This is a genomic window from Kosmotoga olearia TBF 19.5.1 (genome assembly GCF_000023325.1).
In the GTDB taxonomy this organism is placed as follows: Bacteria; Thermotogota; Thermotogae; order Petrotogales; family Kosmotogaceae; genus Kosmotoga; species Kosmotoga olearia.
On sequence record NC_012785.1, the window covers coordinates 1,692,362 to 1,711,859 of the forward strand.

The 19,498-nt window shown below is 42.0% G+C and carries 19 protein-coding genes; 8 read left to right on the top strand and 11 right to left on the bottom strand.

All coding sequences use genetic code 11. From position 1 onward, the window contains the following. The first annotated feature begins 9 nt into the window (after nucleotides 1-9). The 8 genes from KOLE_RS07950 to KOLE_RS07985 all read left to right on the top strand — a co-directional run bounded on the left by KOLE_RS07950 (nucleotide 10) and on the right by KOLE_RS07985 (nucleotide 6,814). Nucleotides 10-291 (top strand): DUF503 domain-containing protein, encoded by a 282-nt coding sequence (locus tag KOLE_RS07950; RefSeq protein WP_015868912.1) that lies wholly within the window; start codon nucleotides 10-12, stop codon nucleotides 289-291. Then, a complete protein-coding gene (gene yqeK, locus KOLE_RS07955; protein WP_015868913.1) occupies nucleotides 269-904 on the top strand; it encodes a bis(5'-nucleosyl)-tetraphosphatase (symmetrical) YqeK in 636 nt (211 codons plus the stop codon). The genes KOLE_RS07950 and yqeK overlap by 23 nt, the downstream gene beginning before the upstream one ends. Then, a complete protein-coding gene (locus KOLE_RS07960) occupies nucleotides 873-1,589 on the top strand; it encodes a hypothetical protein (RefSeq protein WP_015868914.1) in 717 nt (238 codons plus the stop codon). The genes yqeK and KOLE_RS07960 overlap by 32 nt, the downstream gene beginning before the upstream one ends. Before the next feature lie 7 nt (nucleotides 1,590-1,596). Further along, entirely contained in the window at nucleotides 1,597-2,781 is a 1,185-nt protein-coding gene (locus tag KOLE_RS07965) for an LCP family protein (RefSeq protein WP_015868915.1), read from the top strand. Further along, on the top strand, nucleotides 2,778-3,881 hold the full coding sequence (locus KOLE_RS07970; RefSeq protein WP_015868916.1) for an FtsX-like permease family protein: 1,104 nt from the start codon (nucleotides 2,778-2,780) through the stop codon (nucleotides 3,879-3,881). The genes KOLE_RS07965 and KOLE_RS07970 overlap by 4 nt, the downstream gene beginning before the upstream one ends. Then, a complete protein-coding gene (locus KOLE_RS07975) occupies nucleotides 3,874-4,533 on the top strand; it encodes an ABC transporter ATP-binding protein (RefSeq protein WP_015868917.1) in 660 nt (219 codons plus the stop codon). The genes KOLE_RS07970 and KOLE_RS07975 overlap by 8 nt, the downstream gene beginning before the upstream one ends. After that, complete coding sequence (locus KOLE_RS07980; RefSeq protein ID WP_015868918.1) at nucleotides 4,530-5,486, top strand: GAF domain-containing protein; 957 nt, start codon at nucleotides 4,530-4,532, stop codon at nucleotides 5,484-5,486. The genes KOLE_RS07975 and KOLE_RS07980 overlap by 4 nt, the downstream gene beginning before the upstream one ends. 167 nt (nucleotides 5,487-5,653) lie before the next feature. Next, a complete protein-coding gene (locus KOLE_RS07985) occupies nucleotides 5,654-6,814 on the top strand; it encodes a type III PLP-dependent enzyme (RefSeq protein ID WP_015868919.1) in 1,161 nt (386 codons plus the stop codon). Between the two features lie 13 nt (nucleotides 6,815-6,827). On the opposite strand, the gene KOLE_RS07990 is transcribed toward KOLE_RS07985, so the two are convergent. From KOLE_RS07990 to KOLE_RS08040, 11 genes are read right to left on the bottom strand one after another with little or no spacing between them, the layout of a single operon-like run. After that, the gene (locus tag KOLE_RS07990; RefSeq protein WP_015868920.1) at nucleotides 6,828-8,165 is read right to left on the bottom strand and encodes a hypothetical protein; all 1,338 of its coding nucleotides are present in this window, start codon (nucleotides 8,163-8,165) and stop codon (nucleotides 6,828-6,830) included. A 9-nt stretch (nucleotides 8,166-8,174) separates the two neighbouring features. Continuing rightward, the gene (locus KOLE_RS07995) at nucleotides 8,175-9,032 is read right to left on the bottom strand and encodes a rhomboid family intramembrane serine protease (protein ID WP_015868921.1); all 858 of its coding nucleotides are present in this window, start codon (nucleotides 9,030-9,032) and stop codon (nucleotides 8,175-8,177) included. Nucleotides 9,033-9,045: 13 nt separating this feature from the next. After that, nucleotides 9,046-9,957, bottom strand: a complete 912-nt coding sequence (locus KOLE_RS08000; RefSeq protein WP_015868922.1) for a hypothetical protein — start codon at nucleotides 9,955-9,957, stop codon at nucleotides 9,046-9,048. After that, nucleotides 9,954-11,639, bottom strand: a complete 1,686-nt coding sequence (locus KOLE_RS11230) for an Rqc2 family fibronectin-binding protein (RefSeq protein WP_015868923.1) — start codon at nucleotides 11,637-11,639, stop codon at nucleotides 9,954-9,956. The genes KOLE_RS08000 and KOLE_RS11230 overlap by 4 nt, the downstream gene beginning before the upstream one ends. After that, complete coding sequence (ispE, locus tag KOLE_RS08010; RefSeq protein ID WP_015868924.1) at nucleotides 11,629-12,501, bottom strand: 4-(cytidine 5'-diphospho)-2-C-methyl-D-erythritol kinase; 873 nt, start codon at nucleotides 12,499-12,501, stop codon at nucleotides 11,629-11,631. Before ispE ends, KOLE_RS11230 begins: the two co-directional genes overlap by 11 nt. After that, a complete protein-coding gene (locus KOLE_RS08015) occupies nucleotides 12,462-13,043 on the bottom strand; it encodes an NUDIX domain-containing protein (protein WP_015868925.1) in 582 nt (193 codons plus the stop codon). The genes ispE and KOLE_RS08015 overlap by 40 nt, the downstream gene beginning before the upstream one ends. Nucleotides 13,044-13,058: 15 nt before the next feature. After that, the gene (locus tag KOLE_RS08020) at nucleotides 13,059-15,659 is read right to left on the bottom strand and encodes a CBS domain-containing protein (protein WP_015868926.1); all 2,601 of its coding nucleotides are present in this window, start codon (nucleotides 15,657-15,659) and stop codon (nucleotides 13,059-13,061) included. Further along, the gene (locus KOLE_RS08025; RefSeq protein ID WP_015868927.1) at nucleotides 15,656-16,996 is read right to left on the bottom strand and encodes a sigma-54-dependent transcriptional regulator; all 1,341 of its coding nucleotides are present in this window, start codon (nucleotides 16,994-16,996) and stop codon (nucleotides 15,656-15,658) included. The genes KOLE_RS08020 and KOLE_RS08025 overlap by 4 nt, the downstream gene beginning before the upstream one ends. A 1-nt stretch (nucleotide 16,997) precedes the next feature. After that, entirely contained in the window at nucleotides 16,998-18,284 is a 1,287-nt protein-coding gene (locus tag KOLE_RS08030) for a sensor histidine kinase (protein ID WP_015868928.1), read from the bottom strand. Continuing rightward, complete coding sequence (locus tag KOLE_RS08035) at nucleotides 18,262-19,056, bottom strand: SAM hydrolase/SAM-dependent halogenase family protein (RefSeq protein ID WP_015868929.1); 795 nt, start codon at nucleotides 19,054-19,056, stop codon at nucleotides 18,262-18,264. Before KOLE_RS08035 ends, KOLE_RS08030 begins: the two co-directional genes overlap by 23 nt. Next, nucleotides 19,037-19,429 carry a GIY-YIG nuclease family protein gene (locus KOLE_RS08040; RefSeq protein ID WP_015868930.1) on the bottom strand — a complete coding sequence of 131 codons (393 nt, stop codon included), beginning with the start codon at nucleotides 19,427-19,429 and terminating at the stop codon, nucleotides 19,037-19,039. Before KOLE_RS08040 ends, KOLE_RS08035 begins: the two co-directional genes overlap by 20 nt. Nucleotides 19,430-19,498: the final 69 nt, after the last annotated feature.

The window sequence follows — 19,498 nt, forward strand, 5'->3', positions numbered from 1 at the left end:
GGTGATTTTGTGCATTTTGGATATACCACTTATAAGATCAAACTTTACGCCATAAATTCACTGAAGGAGAAAAGAAGCGTTGTAAAACGATTGATAAACGATCTCAGGAAGAATTTTAATGCATCGATTGTAGAGACGGGTGCCCATGATTCCAGGGACTGGCTCGAGATTTCGGTGGGGATGATAACAAGAACGAGAAAAGAGATAGATGCGCTTTTTGAGTCTGTAGAATCGAGAATTATAAACTGGAACGGTCTGGAGGTAATCAATGTTGAAAGCGAGGTCTGGTGAGAACTTAGAAAACACGGAAAAAATTTTGAATGTACTCAAAGAAAAGGTTCACAGGTATTGCACCCCGTTGAGATTGAATCATATAAAAGGAGTATCGAAACTGTCAAGAGAACTTGCCCGGCAATACTTAGTCGATATTCAAGAGACTGATATAGCTGCCTGGGCACATGACATGTTCAGGGATGTAAGCAGTGAAAAACTGCTGAGTATGGCAAGAGATTATGGAATAAATATTTCAGATATAGAAGAAAAAAAGCCCATCCTTCTTCACGGGAAATTGGCTGCCATATATTTGAAAAAGCATTTTGACGTCGATGATGAAATCTTTGAGGCGGTTTACTGGCATATTACGGGTTATCCCGGTCTCTCTATTCTTGGGAAGATCCTCATGGTGGCAGATATGGCAGAAGAGGGAAGATCCTTTGAAAGTGCCAGGATTATACGTACCATCGCAAAGAAAGATCTGGAAGAAGCCTTTAAGAACGTGATAAGATTGAAAGTGAAATGGGCAGTCGAAAGTGGATTGTTCATCCCGGTTGAGCTGGCCATGACATGGAACTATCTTTTAGGGGGTGTTTCCCTTGGCGGCAATAAGGGTTCGCAGAAAGAATAATGCTTCGAGAATCGCTTTATTCCTTATTGTAGTTGTTGCGATACTGGCAGTTGGCGGTTATTTTGTTCTTAAAACCTACCGCGTGAAAAACAGCGAAACCTTTAAAGCAGAAAAAATTGACTATCTCATTCACGTCGATGAAAGCATTGGTGGAAACGAAAGTTACGTTTTGATGCGTACAAGGAGCAACGGGAAGATATTTATGGTTAAGTTCCCGAAGTACCTTAGTTTAGGACAGAAAGAAATTCTCGGAGAACAGGAATCATTGTCGGATGTCATGAGAGCTATTTACAACTGGCTTGGAATAAAGGCGGATATCAGTTTTTATTTCAGTCTGGATGATACAGTTCTAAAGGATCTGTCAAATAGCCTTGGTTTTTTCGCGGATAATTTTGATGATTTTCTGGATGGTGTTTCAAGAAGAGGATTCAATTTTTCGGATTACTGGAAACTCGACAAATACAGAAAGATTTTATCGGACGCTGGTTTTGAAACAAATTTAACTGCGGAGGGTATTGCTGCCTTCATCGAGAGAGTTTCAAATTCCCGTTTCTACGAATTCAAGCTCGAAACCCTCACTGATCACCCTATACAGGTCTATGTGAATAATGCTGAACCGAAAAAGGTTCTCTATATATCTACTGAGTCTATTAAAGAACTGAAAAATGAGATTCTGGAGTGGTAGGGTTTAAATGGCATTTTCAAAGCTTACCTGTTTGATCGTACTCGTCGGATTCCTGGCGTTTTTTGTTTTGTTGATGTCTTCAACCTTCTTGACTTCGGATGATTTCCAGGCTAAAGCTTGTGATGGCTTTTTTCTTGTCCTGGGGATAGATTCAGGTGGAAAACATTCCTTTGGCGGTAGAACGGATTTTATAGCGGCGGTAGAGCTTTACAAAGGCGAAGGAATAAAGGTTATCAACATTCCGAGGGACACGTTGGTTGTCAAGGATGGTGAAGAACACAAGATAAATGCTCTGTACAACAATTATGGGATTTCGACAGTGTTGAAGACTGTCGAAGGCCTTTTGAACATGGATTGTATAGGGTATGTGATTGTTGATTTCAACATTGTCGTGAAACTGACGAATTTTACTGGTCCTATTCCCGTGAAGATTGATAATCCGATGCATTACGATGATTTTCAGCAGGACCTTCACATTCATTTTGAACCGGGGGTTTACTTTCTCGAAGGAGAAGACCTTCTGAAGTATGCGAGATTTCGCCATGACAGTGCCGGTGATCTTGGCAGGATAGAACGTCAGCGTGAAGTGATAGAAAAACTTCTAAGAAAGCTTTTATCATTACCGCCTAAAGAGCTTCTGAAGGCTGTTAGATTTGTTTTCAGTGAGACTGAATTGGACTTCTCTTTTCCATCGGTTGTAAAGATGTTGATTGGATTCTTATCCGGAGAGAGGCAGATACATTTTTCAAGGCTTCCGGTAAAAATAGATGAAGAGGGAAATGTTTTTCCCATCATCGGGATGGTGGATCATGCTTCTGAGAATTCTTCAGCCGATCCCAGGATCCTTGTTCTTAACAACATACCGGGATATCAGGGAGCTCTTGGAAACTTTTCCGAGATTGTCTCGGGACAGTGGAAAACGAGGACGGGAATCGATATTGACGTTTTTCCCGATGAACTTCCTCTCGAAGATTTCATACCCCGTAAGTCTTATATATTCATAAACTCAAGAGAAGATGATGTTCTGGAGAATTTCCGGAAAGCGCATCCATTCCATAATGCTCAGATCTTCAGGGTATACAAACTGGAAGGCCTGAAGCAGTATTTTGAGGTTGTTCGATGGTTAGCTTCAGGGCGTTTTTATAAGAGTGGTTACGATGCGATTGTTATTTTGGGGGTAAGCGGTAAATGAGAAATCTTTCTGTTAGTTTAGAACTTGCGAGAGCTTTCAGCTCGAGAAACAGAAAACACTTTGTTTTGCCGTTTTTAGCCATAGTGATAGGGCTTATCGGGTTAATCGTGGTGTTGTCGGTTATCAACGGTTTCGATTCACTGTTGATCGAGTCATTAACCTCATTTTTTCCTCATCTTCTCGTTGATTCACCTGATTACGTTCCTTCAGGAATAAATGAGCTTCTTACCTATTTTCCTCTTTCAATACATGAAGGTGTGGTATCGATGGGGACCAACTTTTCGGGAAGCTTTGTTTATACCACAAATGAGGATGGATTGAGATATATCGACCGGTTTCTTCAGGATGGCAGAATGCCACTTGCAGAGAGTGAAATAGTTCTTGGCAAAGAGATAATGGAAAAGCTTGCGCTGACGATTGGAGATATCATTCTGTTGTACTCTTATAAGGGGAGAGAGCCTGTTTCGAAGCAGTATACAGTGGTTGGGACCCTAAACACGGGAATTTATCAGTTCGATTCTTCTGTGTGTGTGATACGAGGAGATCTGTTTGATTTTACTGCTGTTTATTTACTTGATCCGATGAAAGCCGGTGAGTTCAAGAGAAGGATCGAGAAGGATACATCTTTCGTTGTTTATTCCTGGCAGGAACTCAATCAGAGTTTTTATAAAGCGGTGAAGATGGATGAATTTTTTGCGATGTTGATCACTGTTTTTGTCGTTCTCCTATCAGGATTTGGTGTTTCCAATTCAATACTCTATTCGGTGCTTACCAGAAAGAAGGAAATAGCGGTACTGAGCTCGCTGGGTTTATCTTCGAGAAGCATCTCAGCGATTTTTGGGTTTCAGGTAGCATATATAGCAACCTTTGGCTCAGCGATTGGAGTTAGTGCTGGCGTGATGATCTCTTATCTCATCTCGAAGATACAAATACCGTTACCTTCGGATATTTTTTACACCACATCTTTACCGGTAAAGATAGAACCCTTGCATGTGTTGATCGCTGTGATTTTTGAGTTTTCTCTGGCTATCGTATTTTCGATGATTCCTGCAAGGATGGCCGGGAAGATCGATCCCATGGAGGTACTGAGATATGAGTGAGTTACTGCTCAAGATAGTAAACGTGGGTCATAATTACGGGAAGGTTCAGGTTCTGGAGAACTTGAATCTGACCATACAGCACCATGGTATTGTGGGTATTTATGGAAAATCCGGAGCCGGTAAGTCAACGCTGTTTGGCATAATCGGAGGGCTTCTGAAGCCGAAATCCGGAAAGGTTTTTATAGAGGAAAGAGATGTTTATTCGTCCATGAACACGACGTTGAGTGTACGAAGAAGACTTGGTTTCGTTTTCCAGCTCTTCAACCTGATTCCTGAGTTGACGGTTTACAAGAACATAGAAATAGCCCTGAAACTACGGGAAGGTCGTTCGGATCCTCAACAGATACGCCAGTTATTGCGGGAAATGCATATAGAGGACCTGGAAGGGCGTTATCCTTCGGAACTCTCGGTTGGAGAGCAGCAGCGTGTGGCGATAGCAAGGGCTGTTGTTGGGAGCCCGAAGCTTGTGTTAGCCGATGAACCAACAGGCAGCGTGGACGAACATAACAAGCAGGGAATATTGGAACTCTTTAAAAAGGTTAAAGCCAGGGGGATAACGCTGCTGATTACGAGCCACGATTTATCAACTCTAGAAATATGCGACAGAGTACTTGAATTAAGAGAAGGAAAACTCTGGGAGGTGCAACAATGAGAAGCATATTCAGGGATTTTTCAGAGGAGTTTTTTCAAATACTTACATATCCTAAGGAGGATTGGTTTGAGTTCTGGAAAGAGTACAAGAAGAATCATCCAAGGATTTTTGAAGAATACCTCATAAAACATTCCTTGACCGAAGAAGAGGAAAAGAAACGCCTCAAAAGCCTTGAACGGCGTTCCCTCGATATGCTGCGTCAAAACTGGCAGCAGTGCCAGCAAAAAGTCAAACAACACGTTATCAAAAGCATAGATGAATTGTCCGACAAACTGGAGCTTTCCAGAGAAGATTTTGTTGTTTTTGTTATGGGAGCTCTCGGTTACGAGCGCAGGATGTTTGTTCCCACATCTGTAGGGCATGTGATAATGGTAGATCTTGTTGGAAACTTGCAAAGGGGAAATCTCGAAAATCTCGGGGAGTTCATCATAGAAAGTATGCTCGAATTCAGAAGGTTTTCCGAATTAGAGGTAACGCTTGAGATGCCAGTAGAAGAAAGAAAAAGGCGCTTTGAAAAGTTGTTCAACGTCATTTCCGAAAAGATTAGAGAAAAAGAGTTTGATGAAAAGCTGAAAACCATTGTGAAACTTTTAGATCATTACGTTACTTATTACAACTGGACCGGGTTTTATCTTACCGATGAAGACGAAGCCACCCTGTTACTCGGTCCTTTTGTCGGGGAACCAACGGAACATGTGAGGATCAAGTTTGGTCAGGGAATTTGCGGTCAGGCCGCTGAGAAAAAAGCCCTGTTCCTTGTCCCGGATGTTTCCAGAGAAGCAAATTATCTATCCTGCAGTCCTAAAACGAAATCGGAAATCGTTGTTCCAATCTTGAAAGGGAACAAAGTCATTGGAGAATTGGACATAGACAGCCACAGTATTGGAGCATTTACTGATGCTGACAGCGAATTTCTTGAGAAGATCTGTAAGTTACTTGTAGACAATCAATGATCGGTTTGGTGCTGCATTTCATGGAATAAATTTAGTGTGTGTTTGTAGTTTGTTGTAATCTTAATTTAACCTTGATTGCGAAAATGAGAAATCAAATCTTCTCAAATTATACGAAAAAAAGATGATAGAATTTCCCGACACCTGCTTATGCCGGGGAGGGATGTTTTGTGGAACTCACCAATGAAATCAGACAGATTTCCAGGGTCCTCCAGACTCCTTTTCTCGTGATGGATCTGAAATATGTAGAAAAAAATTATTATGATCTGGTTAGGAACATAAAGGATGTTAGGGTTTTTTATGCTGTTAAAGCCAACTCTCATCCAAGAATAATTTCCCTTCTTCGCGATCTTGGCAGTTCTTTTGATGTTGCTTCAAGAGGGGAAATAGAGAAATTACTTTCCCTTGATGTTCCAGCGGAAAAGCTGAGCTTCGGGAATACAATAAAGAAAGTTGAAGATATAGCTTATGCGCATAGTGTCGGGATAGAATATTTTGCCGTTGATTCCGAAATGGAAGTTGAGAAGATCGCCGCTCACGCTCCTGGAAGTAAGGTTTACGGAAGAATTGCCACAAGTGGAGCCGATAGCGATTGGCCCCTTTCCCGGAAGTTTGGCACCGATGTGGAGCACGTGATTTCTATACTCGAATATGCTTCGCGGCTCGGGCTTGACGCCTACGGGGTCTCTTTCCACGTGGGATCGCAGAATTACAGCGTGAAGAATTGGGAGACGGCTATACAGGACGCCTCGAAGGTCTTCAAGGCTCTTAGGGCCAAAGGAGTTAACCTGCGGATGCTGAATCTCGGTGGAGGGATACCCGTAAAGCATGTACGGGAAATCCCATCGATAGAAGAGATTGCCGCCTGTATAAACGCTTCCATTGAGAAGTATCTCGGATTTGTTCCGAACCTCGAGGTCTTCATTGAACCCGGCAGGTCTATGGTCGGAGATGCCGGTATAATGGTGACGAGTGTGATATTGAAGAGCAAAAAAGGAAACGAAGATTGGCTGTATATAGATGCAGGTGTTTTTCATGGGTTAACGGAAACCATCGAGAATTTCAGGTACGAAGTTATCACCGACGTGGAAGACAACAACTTGAAAACCTTCCACCTTGCTGGGCCAAGCTGTGATTCAGTGGACACGATCTACGATGACATCAAGTTACCTAGAAGCATCAGTTATGGTGATATCCTTTACTTTTTGAATGCCGGTGCTTATACCACGGAATACGGGACGCACTTTAACGGAATAGAACCCCCCAGGATATATTTTGTGGACGAACTTGTCGAATTCACGGAAAAGAGAGTAAAAAAAGAGGAGCTTTAAAAGCTCCTCTTTTTCATTTTCCGAGAGCACCTTTATATATAAATCTCATAAAGACATCGCTTTTCTTACCCGGAGTGTTTTTCCAGCCAAAGATATGATATCCCAATGTTCCAATGTATAGCTCAGAGGCAAACTCATCTGTATCCGAGTCCGTATAATAAACATACCTTGATTTTCCGTCTAAATCTGTTTTGAATAGATATACGTCGTAGTCTTTATCACGATAAACCGAGCCAGTCACGATAACATTGTCTCCGAAGACTTTGATATCTCCTGCAATATCGTCTCCATCATTGTCTATACTGATTTTCCATAGAAGATGCCCCATGGGGTCAAGCTTCACAAGTAATAGATCGTTATCCTGGTCGAAGGGGCTGTCAATTTCTCCAAGGAGATATATTCCATTTTTTGTTACAAAAGCATCGGTGAAACGTCCGATCATCGGTAGTTCAAGGTAACGGGTGATTTTATAGCCTTTCAGAACCGTGACTGCAGGAAGGATTTCAGAATCTTTTTTAATGAAACCTGCTACAATTGTTAGATCATTCTTGAAAGACAGGGTTTCTGGTTCCAGCGGGGGAAGCTTAATAATCGAAGAGGTTGACGAACCGGTGAGATTCAATTTTTGTAGAACAGGAGTACCATCCTGGGTTTTTCCAAGAATAAGAAAAGTGTTGTTACCGAGAGGTTTAGGCTCTTTCAATAGAGAATATTTCTTATCCGTGAGGATATTTACCAAACCGTCTTTTATCATCGCCGGTAGGTAAACGCTTTCATCATAAATTGCACCGAAGAAACGGTCGCCGTTCATTGCCAGGACTTCGAAATTCGTGGCTTCTAACGTAGTTTCTCCAAGTTCTTCGCCCGCAGAGGTTATTCGGATCACCCGAAATGATTTTTTATACGGTTCGAGAGATTTTATTACGATCCGGAAAATGTCTTTTTCTGCATACTCAAGGGTTGTAAAATAATCCCAGCCAGCTGTTCCAAACGAGGATGAGATTTGGAGGGGAACGGTAAAATTCCAGAACTGTCCGGGATAGGTTTTATCGTATACGATGGTCGTTACTTTCCAGCGATAAATTTTTCCGGGGCTAACCGCGAGCTTGAAATGGTTCTCTTTCAGTCTGTAACTCTTTTTGCCATCTCCGTCTTCTATTTCCAGAAGGTAACTGATGGTTTTATTGTAAGGGTTCGATATATCCCAGCTAAGGGTTACCTCTCCGTTGATGGGAACGATTGTCTCGTTATCCGATGGAGATGGGTTGTAGGGAATGTATTTCTTTTCTCCAAAAGCGAAACCAAAAAGCATAACACTCAATAAAAAAGTCAGGAGAAAGTTTCTTAGCATGCTTTCCTCCTAAATGAATTTTCTGAGCTTTTCAAATTCATCATCCGTTATCAGATTACGCCTGTAAAGATCCCCAAGGACCTTATAAGCCAGTTCATAATCTGCCAGTTCACTGAGTTCTTTCCTAAGTTGGGCAATTTGCACGGTTCTTTCATCAATCTCCCTATTATCCTGCCGAGAGTTTTTAAGGGCATTGAGTATAGGGACATACTTCAGCAGTATATCTCTGGCGATTTCCTCTGGCGATTTTTGTTTCACACGGCTTACACGAGGTTTCCTCACAATGGCATACTGTGGCAGAACAAACCACCCAAGCAGGCTTCCTGCGATAAGCCCACCAACGTGAGCGGAGTTGCTGATATTGGGTATCATAAGACCAAACATGAGGTTTAAGAGAATAATAGGCAGCAGAGAAAGTCCTGTAACAGATTTCAACACAACAGGTGTATCCTTTTTAAAGCCGAGGGCAAAAAGCACCCCGACCAATCCGAAGATGGCGCTGCTGGATCCGATGGTTATGTAAGGGGTCATTGTGGCCGCCGTCAGGTTTCCAATTATTCCAGAGACGAAATAGAAAATGAGAAATTTCCGCATGCCGTAAATTCCCTCAACAAGATATCCAAGCTGAAACAAGGCATACATGTTGAAAAGAATGTGGAGCATGTTTCCGTGCAAAAAGAGCGCGGTCAAAGGGGTATAAAAAAGACCTCTTAACAATGCACCGCGGCTTATACCACCGTAGATCAGGATCAGATTGTACAGATCAATAGTTCTTCTGGAGTGGGATAGAATAAAGACGAAAAAATAAACAGCCAGGTTAATGATTATAAGTATTATTGTAGCATTTGTACGCTTTGAGATTCGCATCTTTTTATCCACCTTATCTGAGTAATCTTATAAGTTTTTTGTATTCCTTCTCATCAATTATATCTTTTTTGAGCATCTCGGAGATGATTCGAATGGCATCATCGCGGTTTGTGTCACCGAGATCTTTAAACAACTGTGCGATAATGGTCTTTCTTTCATGAGGATCGGTTTCCTTTGCTAGCATCTCTGAGTACTTTTCATTCATGTTAGCTATTTTTTCCAGACGTTTTTTCTCTTTTTCTTTTCTGGCTTGTTCAAGTGTTTCATATTGTGCCTTAGCTTCTTCAAAGCTTCTATCGAGCTGAAAGTAAAGAACCTGAATTCTCATGAGTTTATATCTGATGTACCAGCTGAAAAGGCCTGACGTGATTATCGTGAATACAACAGCCATGGGTATGGACAAAGGGCTCCTCAAAATCATCGGGATTTTCTTTCGCGAGCTTTCAATGGATTGCATCTTGAATTCATCGTTGAAGGTTATGGACAGAAGTTTGAAGTACATTATCAAGGTCAGGATCGCCGAAATCATGAACACGGAGGAGGCAATCATATATTCGGGTCCAAGAAGTCCCACCAATTCTTCCGGCGAGATATTTTGTACGGTATCAATATTGGATACAAATAGTTGAGCCGATACAATCCCCGAAAGATTCATCACTGAAAATACGAGGGAGTAGAAAATTGCCCAAACTACCGCTTTTCTTTTCAAACCAAAGCTGAAAAGTTCTTCCTCTTTGATAACACCCTTTTTCAACGAATTTTCAAGGTGTTTATCTCTATTCCAGGCGAGAACGTGCCATATATACAGACTCAACACTATACCTATTACTACAAGGGTTATAGCAAGTCCCTGATTTTCAAAAAGCAGTCCAGCATAACTGAAAAAAACACCGAGGATAAACAAATATCCGGGAACCCTGATCACTCTTCTTTCACCTCTCCGACGTCCAGAGTTTCTGGATCGACCGTAATGGTTTTGAAGTCTCTGTACAGCACCCTTCCCAGGGCAAACCCTTTGGGTTTCCAGAGATTTTTAACTTCTGTATAGTCAACCTCTACCTTTTTGGAATAACGGGCTTTCGAAAAACGTGCAGCGAGAGCTGCACCATAAAGATATTCCCTTTCTGATGGTTTTCTGCCTGACACTTTCAGTATAACATGAGCACCCGGTATGTTTCGTGCGTGGAACCAGATATCATTTCTTGCGGCCTGTTTTCTCAGAAGGTCGTTCTGAAGATTGTTTCTCCCTATAAGATAGGTCCAGCCGTTTATATTGAAAATCCTTGGCCCGCTGATGGGAGGCTTTTTGTTTCGCTTTCGGGATTCCTTTATCAATCCGGTGTGGACCATCTCTTCTTTAACGGCATCAAAATCCTTTTCATCTTCCGCCAGCAGAAGGATCTCTTTCAAATCCAGGAAATATCCCAGTTTTTTTTCTAATTCGTCTAACCTCTTTTCTACCTGTTTGATCTTTCTTTTCGCTTTCTCGTAGTATTTGAAAAAGGATTGTGCATTTTGTGCCGGAGTGAATCTGGAATCCAATTTTATTTCAATCTCTTCCCCGGTATTCCAATCTTCCAGAACAACGGTTTCTCGCTTCTCATTCAAGCGATATAGATTCGCGGTCAATAGTTCTGCCCGGCGTCTGTAATCCTCATAATCTTCTACCTGGCTTTTCTCCCTAAGAAGTTTATCTCGTAGCTTTTCCAGTTTGCCGATTTCCTTTTGCAGTTTTTTTAATAGAAGAGCCCTTTTTGATTCAATTTCTCTATGCAATCTGGAACTTTCGATTACCATCATGATAGCGGTGTTTACGGACTCTTTTTCACAGGGATACCTTTTGTCCGGTAGCAAAGATATCTCTGAAGAATCATCACGATGGATTACATAAACATCCTCGTTTTCCAGCTCTTTTTTCAACGTTTCAAAGACTTTCCATAGTGAGATTATTGCACTCCCATTCCTGGATTCAAGTTCTCCAGGATTCAACTCGAAAAGCTCAAAAATCTTCCTGATCGTCTTTCTTGAGATACCTTGAATATTCTTGATAATAGCAGTTTCAATATTTCCTGAATAATTTTTGATTAAGCTTTCCAGTGACTCTTTAGTCAGATCTGTTATCAATACACCGTTTTTGTCTGGAAAGATGTATCGGGCGCCGGGTAACAGGGTTCTGTTTTTTGTTACACGTGGTTTGAACGACTGAAGGATTATACCGGAGGCACCGGTAACGATGATGTTTGAATTGGGGCCCATCAGTTCGACGATTAACCGATAAGCCTCTTTCTCCCCGAAGGGTGTCTTCTTCTCAAAATCCAGCGACAATATCCTGTCCATCCCGTGTTGTTCGATACTCCGAAGTACCGCACCAGTGAGCCTGGATCTCAAAAACTGAAGAAATTTAGATGAATCTGAAGTTCCTGGAGTGAACCTCTCTCTGAACACAAGGAACGTCCATTCCGGGTGTAGAGAGATCTGAAACATCCCGGAACGAAACTTGAAGAAGAAGTTCCATCTATCCTTTTGATAAACCTGCCTCAGAGACTCGTTCTGGATTTTTGTCATGGTCTTTGAAACTTTGTAGAGGATAACACCATCAAAGGTCATCGTTTTTTCCCCCAATCGCTGGAAGAAAAGAATATTCCCCATTTTTACTTTCAGGAGGGTACAGCATGAATAACGTGCTTCCAGAACCAGACATCCTTACCATTATTGCATCCTCTTTCAGGGATTCGATTGCCTCCACGTATTTTCCTTTAATCTCCGGAAAAGCTTCAGAAACGACTTTTTCAAAGTCATTTTTGGATAATTCTCTGATTCTATTGTAATTTTTCTCTAAGAAAGCTTCATAAAGTTTATAAACATTGCCATCATCCAGAATTTTTTTCGTTCCTCTTTCGTCTAAGAGTTTGTACGCATACGCTGTTTGAACTGAAACGTTTGGAAAAATCAGCGAGACCCGGTATTCACTTAAGCCTTTCAGATATTCTAGAATTTCACCGCGCCCTTTTCCTATGGCGGTCCCTCCTTTCAAAAAGAAAGGAACGTCACTGCCAATTTTTTTGGAGATCTCGTAGATCGCTTTGGCATCGACCCTGTATTTCGAGGCTAGAAAGCTTAAAATCGTGGCTGCGTCAGAACTTCCGCCACCCAGCCCTCCGCCTGATGGTATTCGTTTTCTTAGAAATATACGCAAGTAAAGCCTGTTTCCTGTTAGTTGTTCAAAGAGTTCACAGGCTCTGTATATGGTGTTTTCAGGACTCCATTTCAAATTAGCATCACTGTCAAACAATACCCCAGGTATGGGCCTATCTTCAACGAACAGTTCGTCGTAAAGTGATATCGTTTGAAAAAGCGTGAGAAGCTCGTGAAAACTGTCATCACGCTTCGGCCCGACAGCGAGGTAAAGATTTAATTTGGCGTAAGCTTTTAACAACCCGTTATTTCTTTCAACACCAGTTTCGACCAACCTTCAAGTCCCCAATCTTTTTTACAGAGTTCATCAGGATGAATCCATTGGATTTCAAACATATCCTCTTCTCTGAGACCGAAAAACTCTACCTCTGCTACATAGGCAATCCCCAGGTGTACCCTGCTGACTTCCGTTGAGGTTTCATTTATCAATCCTATGTACTTCAATTCTTTTATCTCGACTTCTACTTCTTCATTTATTTCGCGTTCCATCCCTTTTTTAAAGGTTTCCCATAGATCGGAAGAAGCATCGGTATCGTTTATATGTCCGCCAACACCAAGAGAGTATTTGTTGTGAAGCCTTTTTTCTCCCTGTCTGGTTGTACGTCGTAACAACAGCACCTTACCTTCCGACATCATGACGACATAGGGAATTATCTGCCGGTAATTTTCATCGAACTCTGCCGCATTCCGAGGTAAAAACTCGCCGAATTCTCTCAACTTAGACTCAATTATCTCTTCGCTTACCTTAAGTACACCTTCTTCCGTGAGAATGTCTGAAAGAGCCTGTGTTTTTACTACCAGAACGTTTTCTTCCACTGTTTACCTCCTCGATTAGCGTTTTCCCCTCATTTCCGGGGGTTCTTTTAGAAGCTTTCTGACAAAAGCCTCTTCCTCACTTTCTGGTAAGCCCTCAAGACGTGCACAGTATAATTCTTTCAGTATCATTTTTATCTCTGGGCCTTCTTTCAAGCCGTACTTCTGGATTAAAATTCCACCATTTACTTTTGGTTTATTGCTTTCAAGAGCCTTGAGATATTTCAACAGAATGTTCGACTTTTTTTCATCGAAATGTGCATCGATAAAGTGAAAAATCTCTGCCGATGGTCTTTCCATCAGTCTGTATAGATTGGAAAATCTCCAGTCCTCCATTTCTTGGAGTTTTTTTAATATCCTTAGACTAGTTTTCAGAACTTCTGGAAGACGTTTGGGGAAACCATATCTTGATATTATCCAGTCTGTTGATTCCTCTGGAGTATTTTCGAGAACCAGCATCACCATAACCGTTATTTTTCTGCTTTCATTTGTTAGTTTCTCAATAGTTTCCCATCTTGTGAACAGCCGGTCAAAATGTTTCTGGAGCTCTTTGCTGTGACGAACTCCCGGAAACAAATGTTTGAGAATATCAAGTTTTGTCATCCTTTTTACTGCGTTTTGAGGTTCAGGTTCGGCAAGAATTTTCTCCAGCTCATCTCTCAGTCTCTGACCGGTGACTCTTTCAAGGTAACCATCATTCACAGCTTTTTTCAACAGTTGCAACGTTCTCTCTTCGATCTTGAACCCGAAGCGTTGTTCGAAGCGTATGGCTCTGAGTATCCTTGTTGGGTCTTCAATAAAGCTCAGATTGTGGAGAATGCGGATTATGCCTTTAGCGAGATCTTTTCTACAACCAAAGAAATCAAGCAAAAGACCATATTCTTCATGATTGAGTTTTATTGCCATGGCATTTATCGAGAAGTCTCTACGGTACAAATCCTTTTTTATTGTGCTTGTTTCAACATTTGGAAGGACAGCAGGTTCTTCATAAAATTCAGTTCTCGCCGTTGCTACGTCTATTCTCACACCATCACTGAAGAATATCGAGGAGGTCTTAAAACTCTTGTGTTCGACGATTTTCACATCGAAATACCTTTTGACGGTGTGACTGAAAATCCTGGCGTCACCTTCAACAACGACATCGATATCGTAATTTGGTATATTCAGCAAAAGATCTCTGACCATTCCCCCAACGAGATATGTGGGCATCAAAAGTTCGTCTCCAACGACGCCAAGAAAGCGCAGCAATGTCTGGATTCTTCTTGGAAGTCTTTCCTCGATCAGTTTATCTACCTTTGTTGTTATCGGTGTGGCGAACCCAATAAACCGATCCTGTTGTCCTTTCAATATGTATCGGCTTCTCATTATGTCGCTACGGGTAACTATTCCGGTAAGAACTCCGTTTTCCACCACCAGTGTTCTGCCCACACCTTTTTCAACCATTTTTCTCATGGCTTCGCCGATTGAATCTGTTGGTTTCACCGTGACGAGCTCCGTTGTCATGATTTCCCTTATTTTTTCGTTGGCCAGTCCGTGTTTCAATGCTTTTTGAACATCCTTCCACACGATCATTCCCACAAGTTTTCCGTGATCTATTACCGGGAGGCCGGTATGACCGGTATTTGCCATTATCCTTGCAGCCTCACTTACGGGCATATCCGCGAGAACCGTTCGCACCGGCGATGACATGATGTCTTTAACCCTAACAAATTCCAGGACATTCTCTTTCAATGAACTGATTATCTTTTTTTCAACCTCCTGTAAGGAAACGTTGTCCAAGTAGCCCAGAGTGTAGAAAGGATGTGATAGCAGATTCGCATCCTCAAAGATGCGTCCAAAATCTATTTCACTGTATCGCGATCTAGCTATGATGAATACGCGTCTCCCTGATTTTATGAGTAGTATCAAGTTATCGTAACCGAGAAACCGCCAGATACGGTCTGCTATTTCGAATATGCCTGACGGAAGTGTGGAATAATCAACAGTTGCGATTCCTACTTCAACTCCGTCAACGATAAGCTTTTTCACAGTTTCAAGCAGTTTTCTGTATAATTTTAGTTGTTCATCAGAAAGGTTAACCTTCAGGTATTTTAAGACTCCTTCAAAGGATGCTCCGGATTCCAGCAGCCATGATGCGACCTTCAGATCCTGGGGAGTCGTTGTTGCCAGGGTGAAGTTGAGAGTAGACCGATAAAGTGCCGTTAGGAACAACGTTGCTTCAGCGGGTGTTATCTTTATACCGGCTTCCATGAGGTGCGTCGTAATAAGGGTGATGCACGCTCCAAGATCTTTTGCATATAGCTTTTCCCAGCGAGTTGCTGTTGTTTCATGATGATCATATACGATTGTCGAGACTTCTTTCACGAAGGGTTTGAGTTTTTCGGGTAGTCTATCATAATCCGAATTGTCCACGATTACCAGGGAAGAAATACTCGTTAGTGTCAGGTCTTCGTCCATTCTGAAGGACAGAAACGGAGAAAATTCTTCGATGAAATCAAGTAATTCTTCATCAAGTTTTCCACCAAAAACGATTTGGTGGTCAGGGAAAAGCCTCTGAGCCGCTACCGCTGAAGCGACCCCATCAAAATCAGGGTTAACATGCGTCGTTATAATTTTCAAAAGGGTTCCCACCTTTTGAGTTTTTCGTAGAGAGTGCTCTTACTGATTCCAAGTACTTGAGCGACCTTCGTTTTATTTCCGGAGTACTTTTTCAGTAACTTGCGTATGTAACGCTTCTCGAGTTCCTCTAGGGTCAAATCTTCATTGGAGGCATCTCTGGAATTATCTATTCTTGACCCAAGTACGTCGAAAAGCATCCATTCTTCAAGTGTCTCAGAACTATCGTGAACTGCGAGTATTGATAGAAGACAGTTTCTCAGTTCTCTGACATTTCCAGGCCAGTGATAGTTCATCAACGCCTGAATAAAGGTTTCGGAAATTTTCGGTCGTTTTCTCAAGCCGAGTTCCGCAGAGATGTCTTTGACGAACTGTTTTGCGAGAATCGCAATGTCTTCCGGCCTCTCTCTTAATGGCGGGAGCTTTATACGCACGACGTTGAGACGGTAAAACAGGTCCTCACGAAACTTCCCTTCTTCCACGAGTTTTTCCAGGTCTCTATTGGTAGCGCAGATTATTCTGACATCCGTTTTTTTCCTTTTTGTACTCCCTATTCTCTGGAAGGTGCCCGTTTCAATAAAACGGAGCAGTTTTGGTTGAAGTGTTATTGGTAGTTCAGAAATTTCGTCCAGGAAAAGCGTTCCCCTGTCGGCTTCTTCCACAAGCCCCTTTTTCGAATCTCCAGCACCGGTAAAGGCTCCCTTTTCATAACCGAAGATCTCACTTTCAAAGAGATTTTCGGGGATAGCCCCACAGTTTATATCAACAAATTCTTTTCTCCCACTGAGTTTATGGATCATCCTTGCGATAACCTCTTTGCCCGTGCCGCTTTCGCCCTGAATAAGTACGGTTACTTTTTTGGGTGCTATGTTTTCTATGAGTTTTTTTATTGAAACGATTGATTCCGAAACGCCGAGCAACTCATCGGTAAAGCCCAGCTGCTTGACTTTTTTCAACAGCAAGCGATGTTCCCGTTGAAGCTCAGCGAACTTCAGGGCTCTCTCAACCTCTACGAGTGCATGATTCAAATCGAAGGGTTTCTCGAGGAAATTGTAAGCCCCTTTCTTTACCGCTGAAACAGCAGTTTCTATGTTACCGTGGGCGGACATAACAATGACGATAGTTTCCTGACTTCTAGCGAAGTCTATCAACTCAATTCCATCACCATCAGGTAACCTGATGTCGAGCAAAGCACAGTCGAAACTTTCTTCCTGAAGCAGTTCTTTTGCGCTTTTTAGATCGTGGGCTTTTGTTACGAGATATCCTTCGCTTTCCAGTGCTTCGCAAAGTATTAAATTGAATGCCATATCATCGTCCACAACCAGCAATTTTCTTTTCATTTCACTCCACCTTCTTCATCGTTAGCGAAAAAACGGTACCCTTTCCAGGAATACTCTTAAATCTTAATATAGCACCATTGTCCTCACAAAAGCTTTTGGCTAAAGCTAATCCAAACCCTGTTCCCTGTGGTTTTGTGGTGAAGAAGATCTTGAATATTTTCTCAGCGTTTTTTGGTTCTATTCCAGGACCATTGTCACAGATAATGACTGTCACGATATCGCTTCCTTCACGAAGTTTAACGGTAACCGACGCGTCGTCAACATTTTCGCAGGCTTCTATAGCATTCAAGATCAGGTTTTTCAAAACATTCTCAAGCCTGTTTGACTGAACCTGAATCTTCCCATCGCCGTGATAGCGACAGGAGAGACGCACCTTCCTGGATTCAGCAATGGAACTCATATATCCCATAATTCTTTCGAGCAAATCTTTAAGGTTTACTTCTCCAAAATCTTCTCCGAAATGGTACAACTGCAGAACCGCAGCGATTTTTTCGCGAAACTCTGACAGGTTTCTCTTGAGTTGCTCCAGATATTTCTCATCCTTCGTGCGAATATACATATCAAAGGTTAATTGTATGGTTGCAAGAGGTTGTTTGAGACCGTGTGCAAGATCTGCGACGCTTTCAGCGCTGACTGCGTATTTTCTGGTTTTTTCCAGAAGCCGTTTTGTTTTCCAGTAGGCAGTTACATCCGAGAAACTGACGATCCACCCTTTGTTCTTCCTGACGATGGAGACAAGGAATCTCTTCTTCAAACGGCGGGAGTAAATCTCATAGTTTCCATCTTCAAACGAAAAGCGGAAACCACTACGCTTCATTAAAGCTCTAAAATCCTTTGCTTTGGTATTGTGCCTCTCAAGGAAGTATTCCTTGAAGGCCTTATTTGCTATCTTGATTTGAAAGGAATCATCGATTATGACAATAGCGATGTTGAGAGAATCCAGAACCTCGGCAAAATCTGAATACAGCTTTCTGTAAAGCTCCCATTCCTGTCCTAACTGATATACAACATTCTTATAAGCTTCGTAGATCTGGCGGTAGATGCCATGCAGTTTCCCCGGGGGAACCTCCCTTCTCCCGGCGAAAGCGTTCAAAAGCTTAAAAAGAGGGATGTTAAAAAGGTAATGGGAAACCAGAAAACCTGCACCTGCTGCAACCATAAGCGCTACAAAACTACTTACGGATAGCGAACCATACAAGAACAACACAACAAAACCGCTCAAAAAAGTCCAGATAGCAACGGTCAACGGTATTCTGAAATCCTCTTTATTCCATCTTGTTAGGAACAATTTCTATCAACTCACCTTCTCTCGCTTTGATAAGAGATTTTGCACTTCCCTCATTCACAGCGATTTCTATAAAGCCACTGCTATCAATGTGGACGAGAATTTCACCAGGTCTAACATCAAAGTATGTCTTTCCAAAGGTAGCCCCGAATTCGTTCTTTCCGTATTTAATGAGAATTTTCTCTCCTTCATTGGGATTGACAGCTTTTAAGAGTTGTTCGGGGATATTTGTTTCCATGTTTCCAAAGTGATCGTAGAAAGCCACTTCACCGATGATTGAATTACCTTTTATATGGGATTTTCTGTATCGTAATACCTCGTAGTTCATCAGCAGAGATCCCACTCTGGAAAGCTCAAGACCGTTTGCCAGATGCGCAGCTACAGCTGCGAAGATGTCTCGGCCATGGAAGGTCGTGGAATGCCCGTAGTAGTACTTTTTGTTGTCCAGTTCCCTTATTTCATGAACGCCATACTTCTCAGCCACAAAGGTGAATAAACCGTTATCCGGTCCCACAAAAGTCATTCCATTTTTGGTTCGCATGGCTATGGCTTTTCTGGATGTTCCGACGCTGGGATCAACTACACACAAAAAAATTGTGTCCTTTGGAAAATCTATAGACGCTCTGAGTAAGATATGGGCTCCCATCCTGATGTTGAAGTGGTCGATATTGTGCGTTATATCGATTATTTCTTCCTTTGTAATGCTTCGAATAACAGCCTTTGCTACACCTACATAATAACTGTCGTAACCCCAATCACTCATGAAAGCAATCATCTATCTCCCTCCGTTTTCTCAGTATATTTGTAAGCATTTTTTCTAGTTCTTCATCCTTCAATCGGTATAAATTCGTTACCGTATCGCGGTCACTCGAACCGAATCCTTCAACGACTTCCACGGAATATTCACCAACAAACACAGACCAGAAATCCTCTTCACGCTTGTTAGAGGGAAGCAACAAAGCCCCTAAAACCTTCGCATGAGGTAAAAGAAAATCTATATGCCAGTGATTTTTCTTACCACCAATAAGATGACGTTTAACCCGTGAGGTCAACCCTCCCATCCCTGAGCCGATATAAGCATATGTCCCTGGCTTCAGTTCCCATGATCTGGCTTTGGTTTTGAGATTTACATTAGAATCTACCTGCAAAAATAAGATATAACTTCCCTTATCCAGGATATCACCCTAATAAATTATACGATAAATTGAGGTTTACAG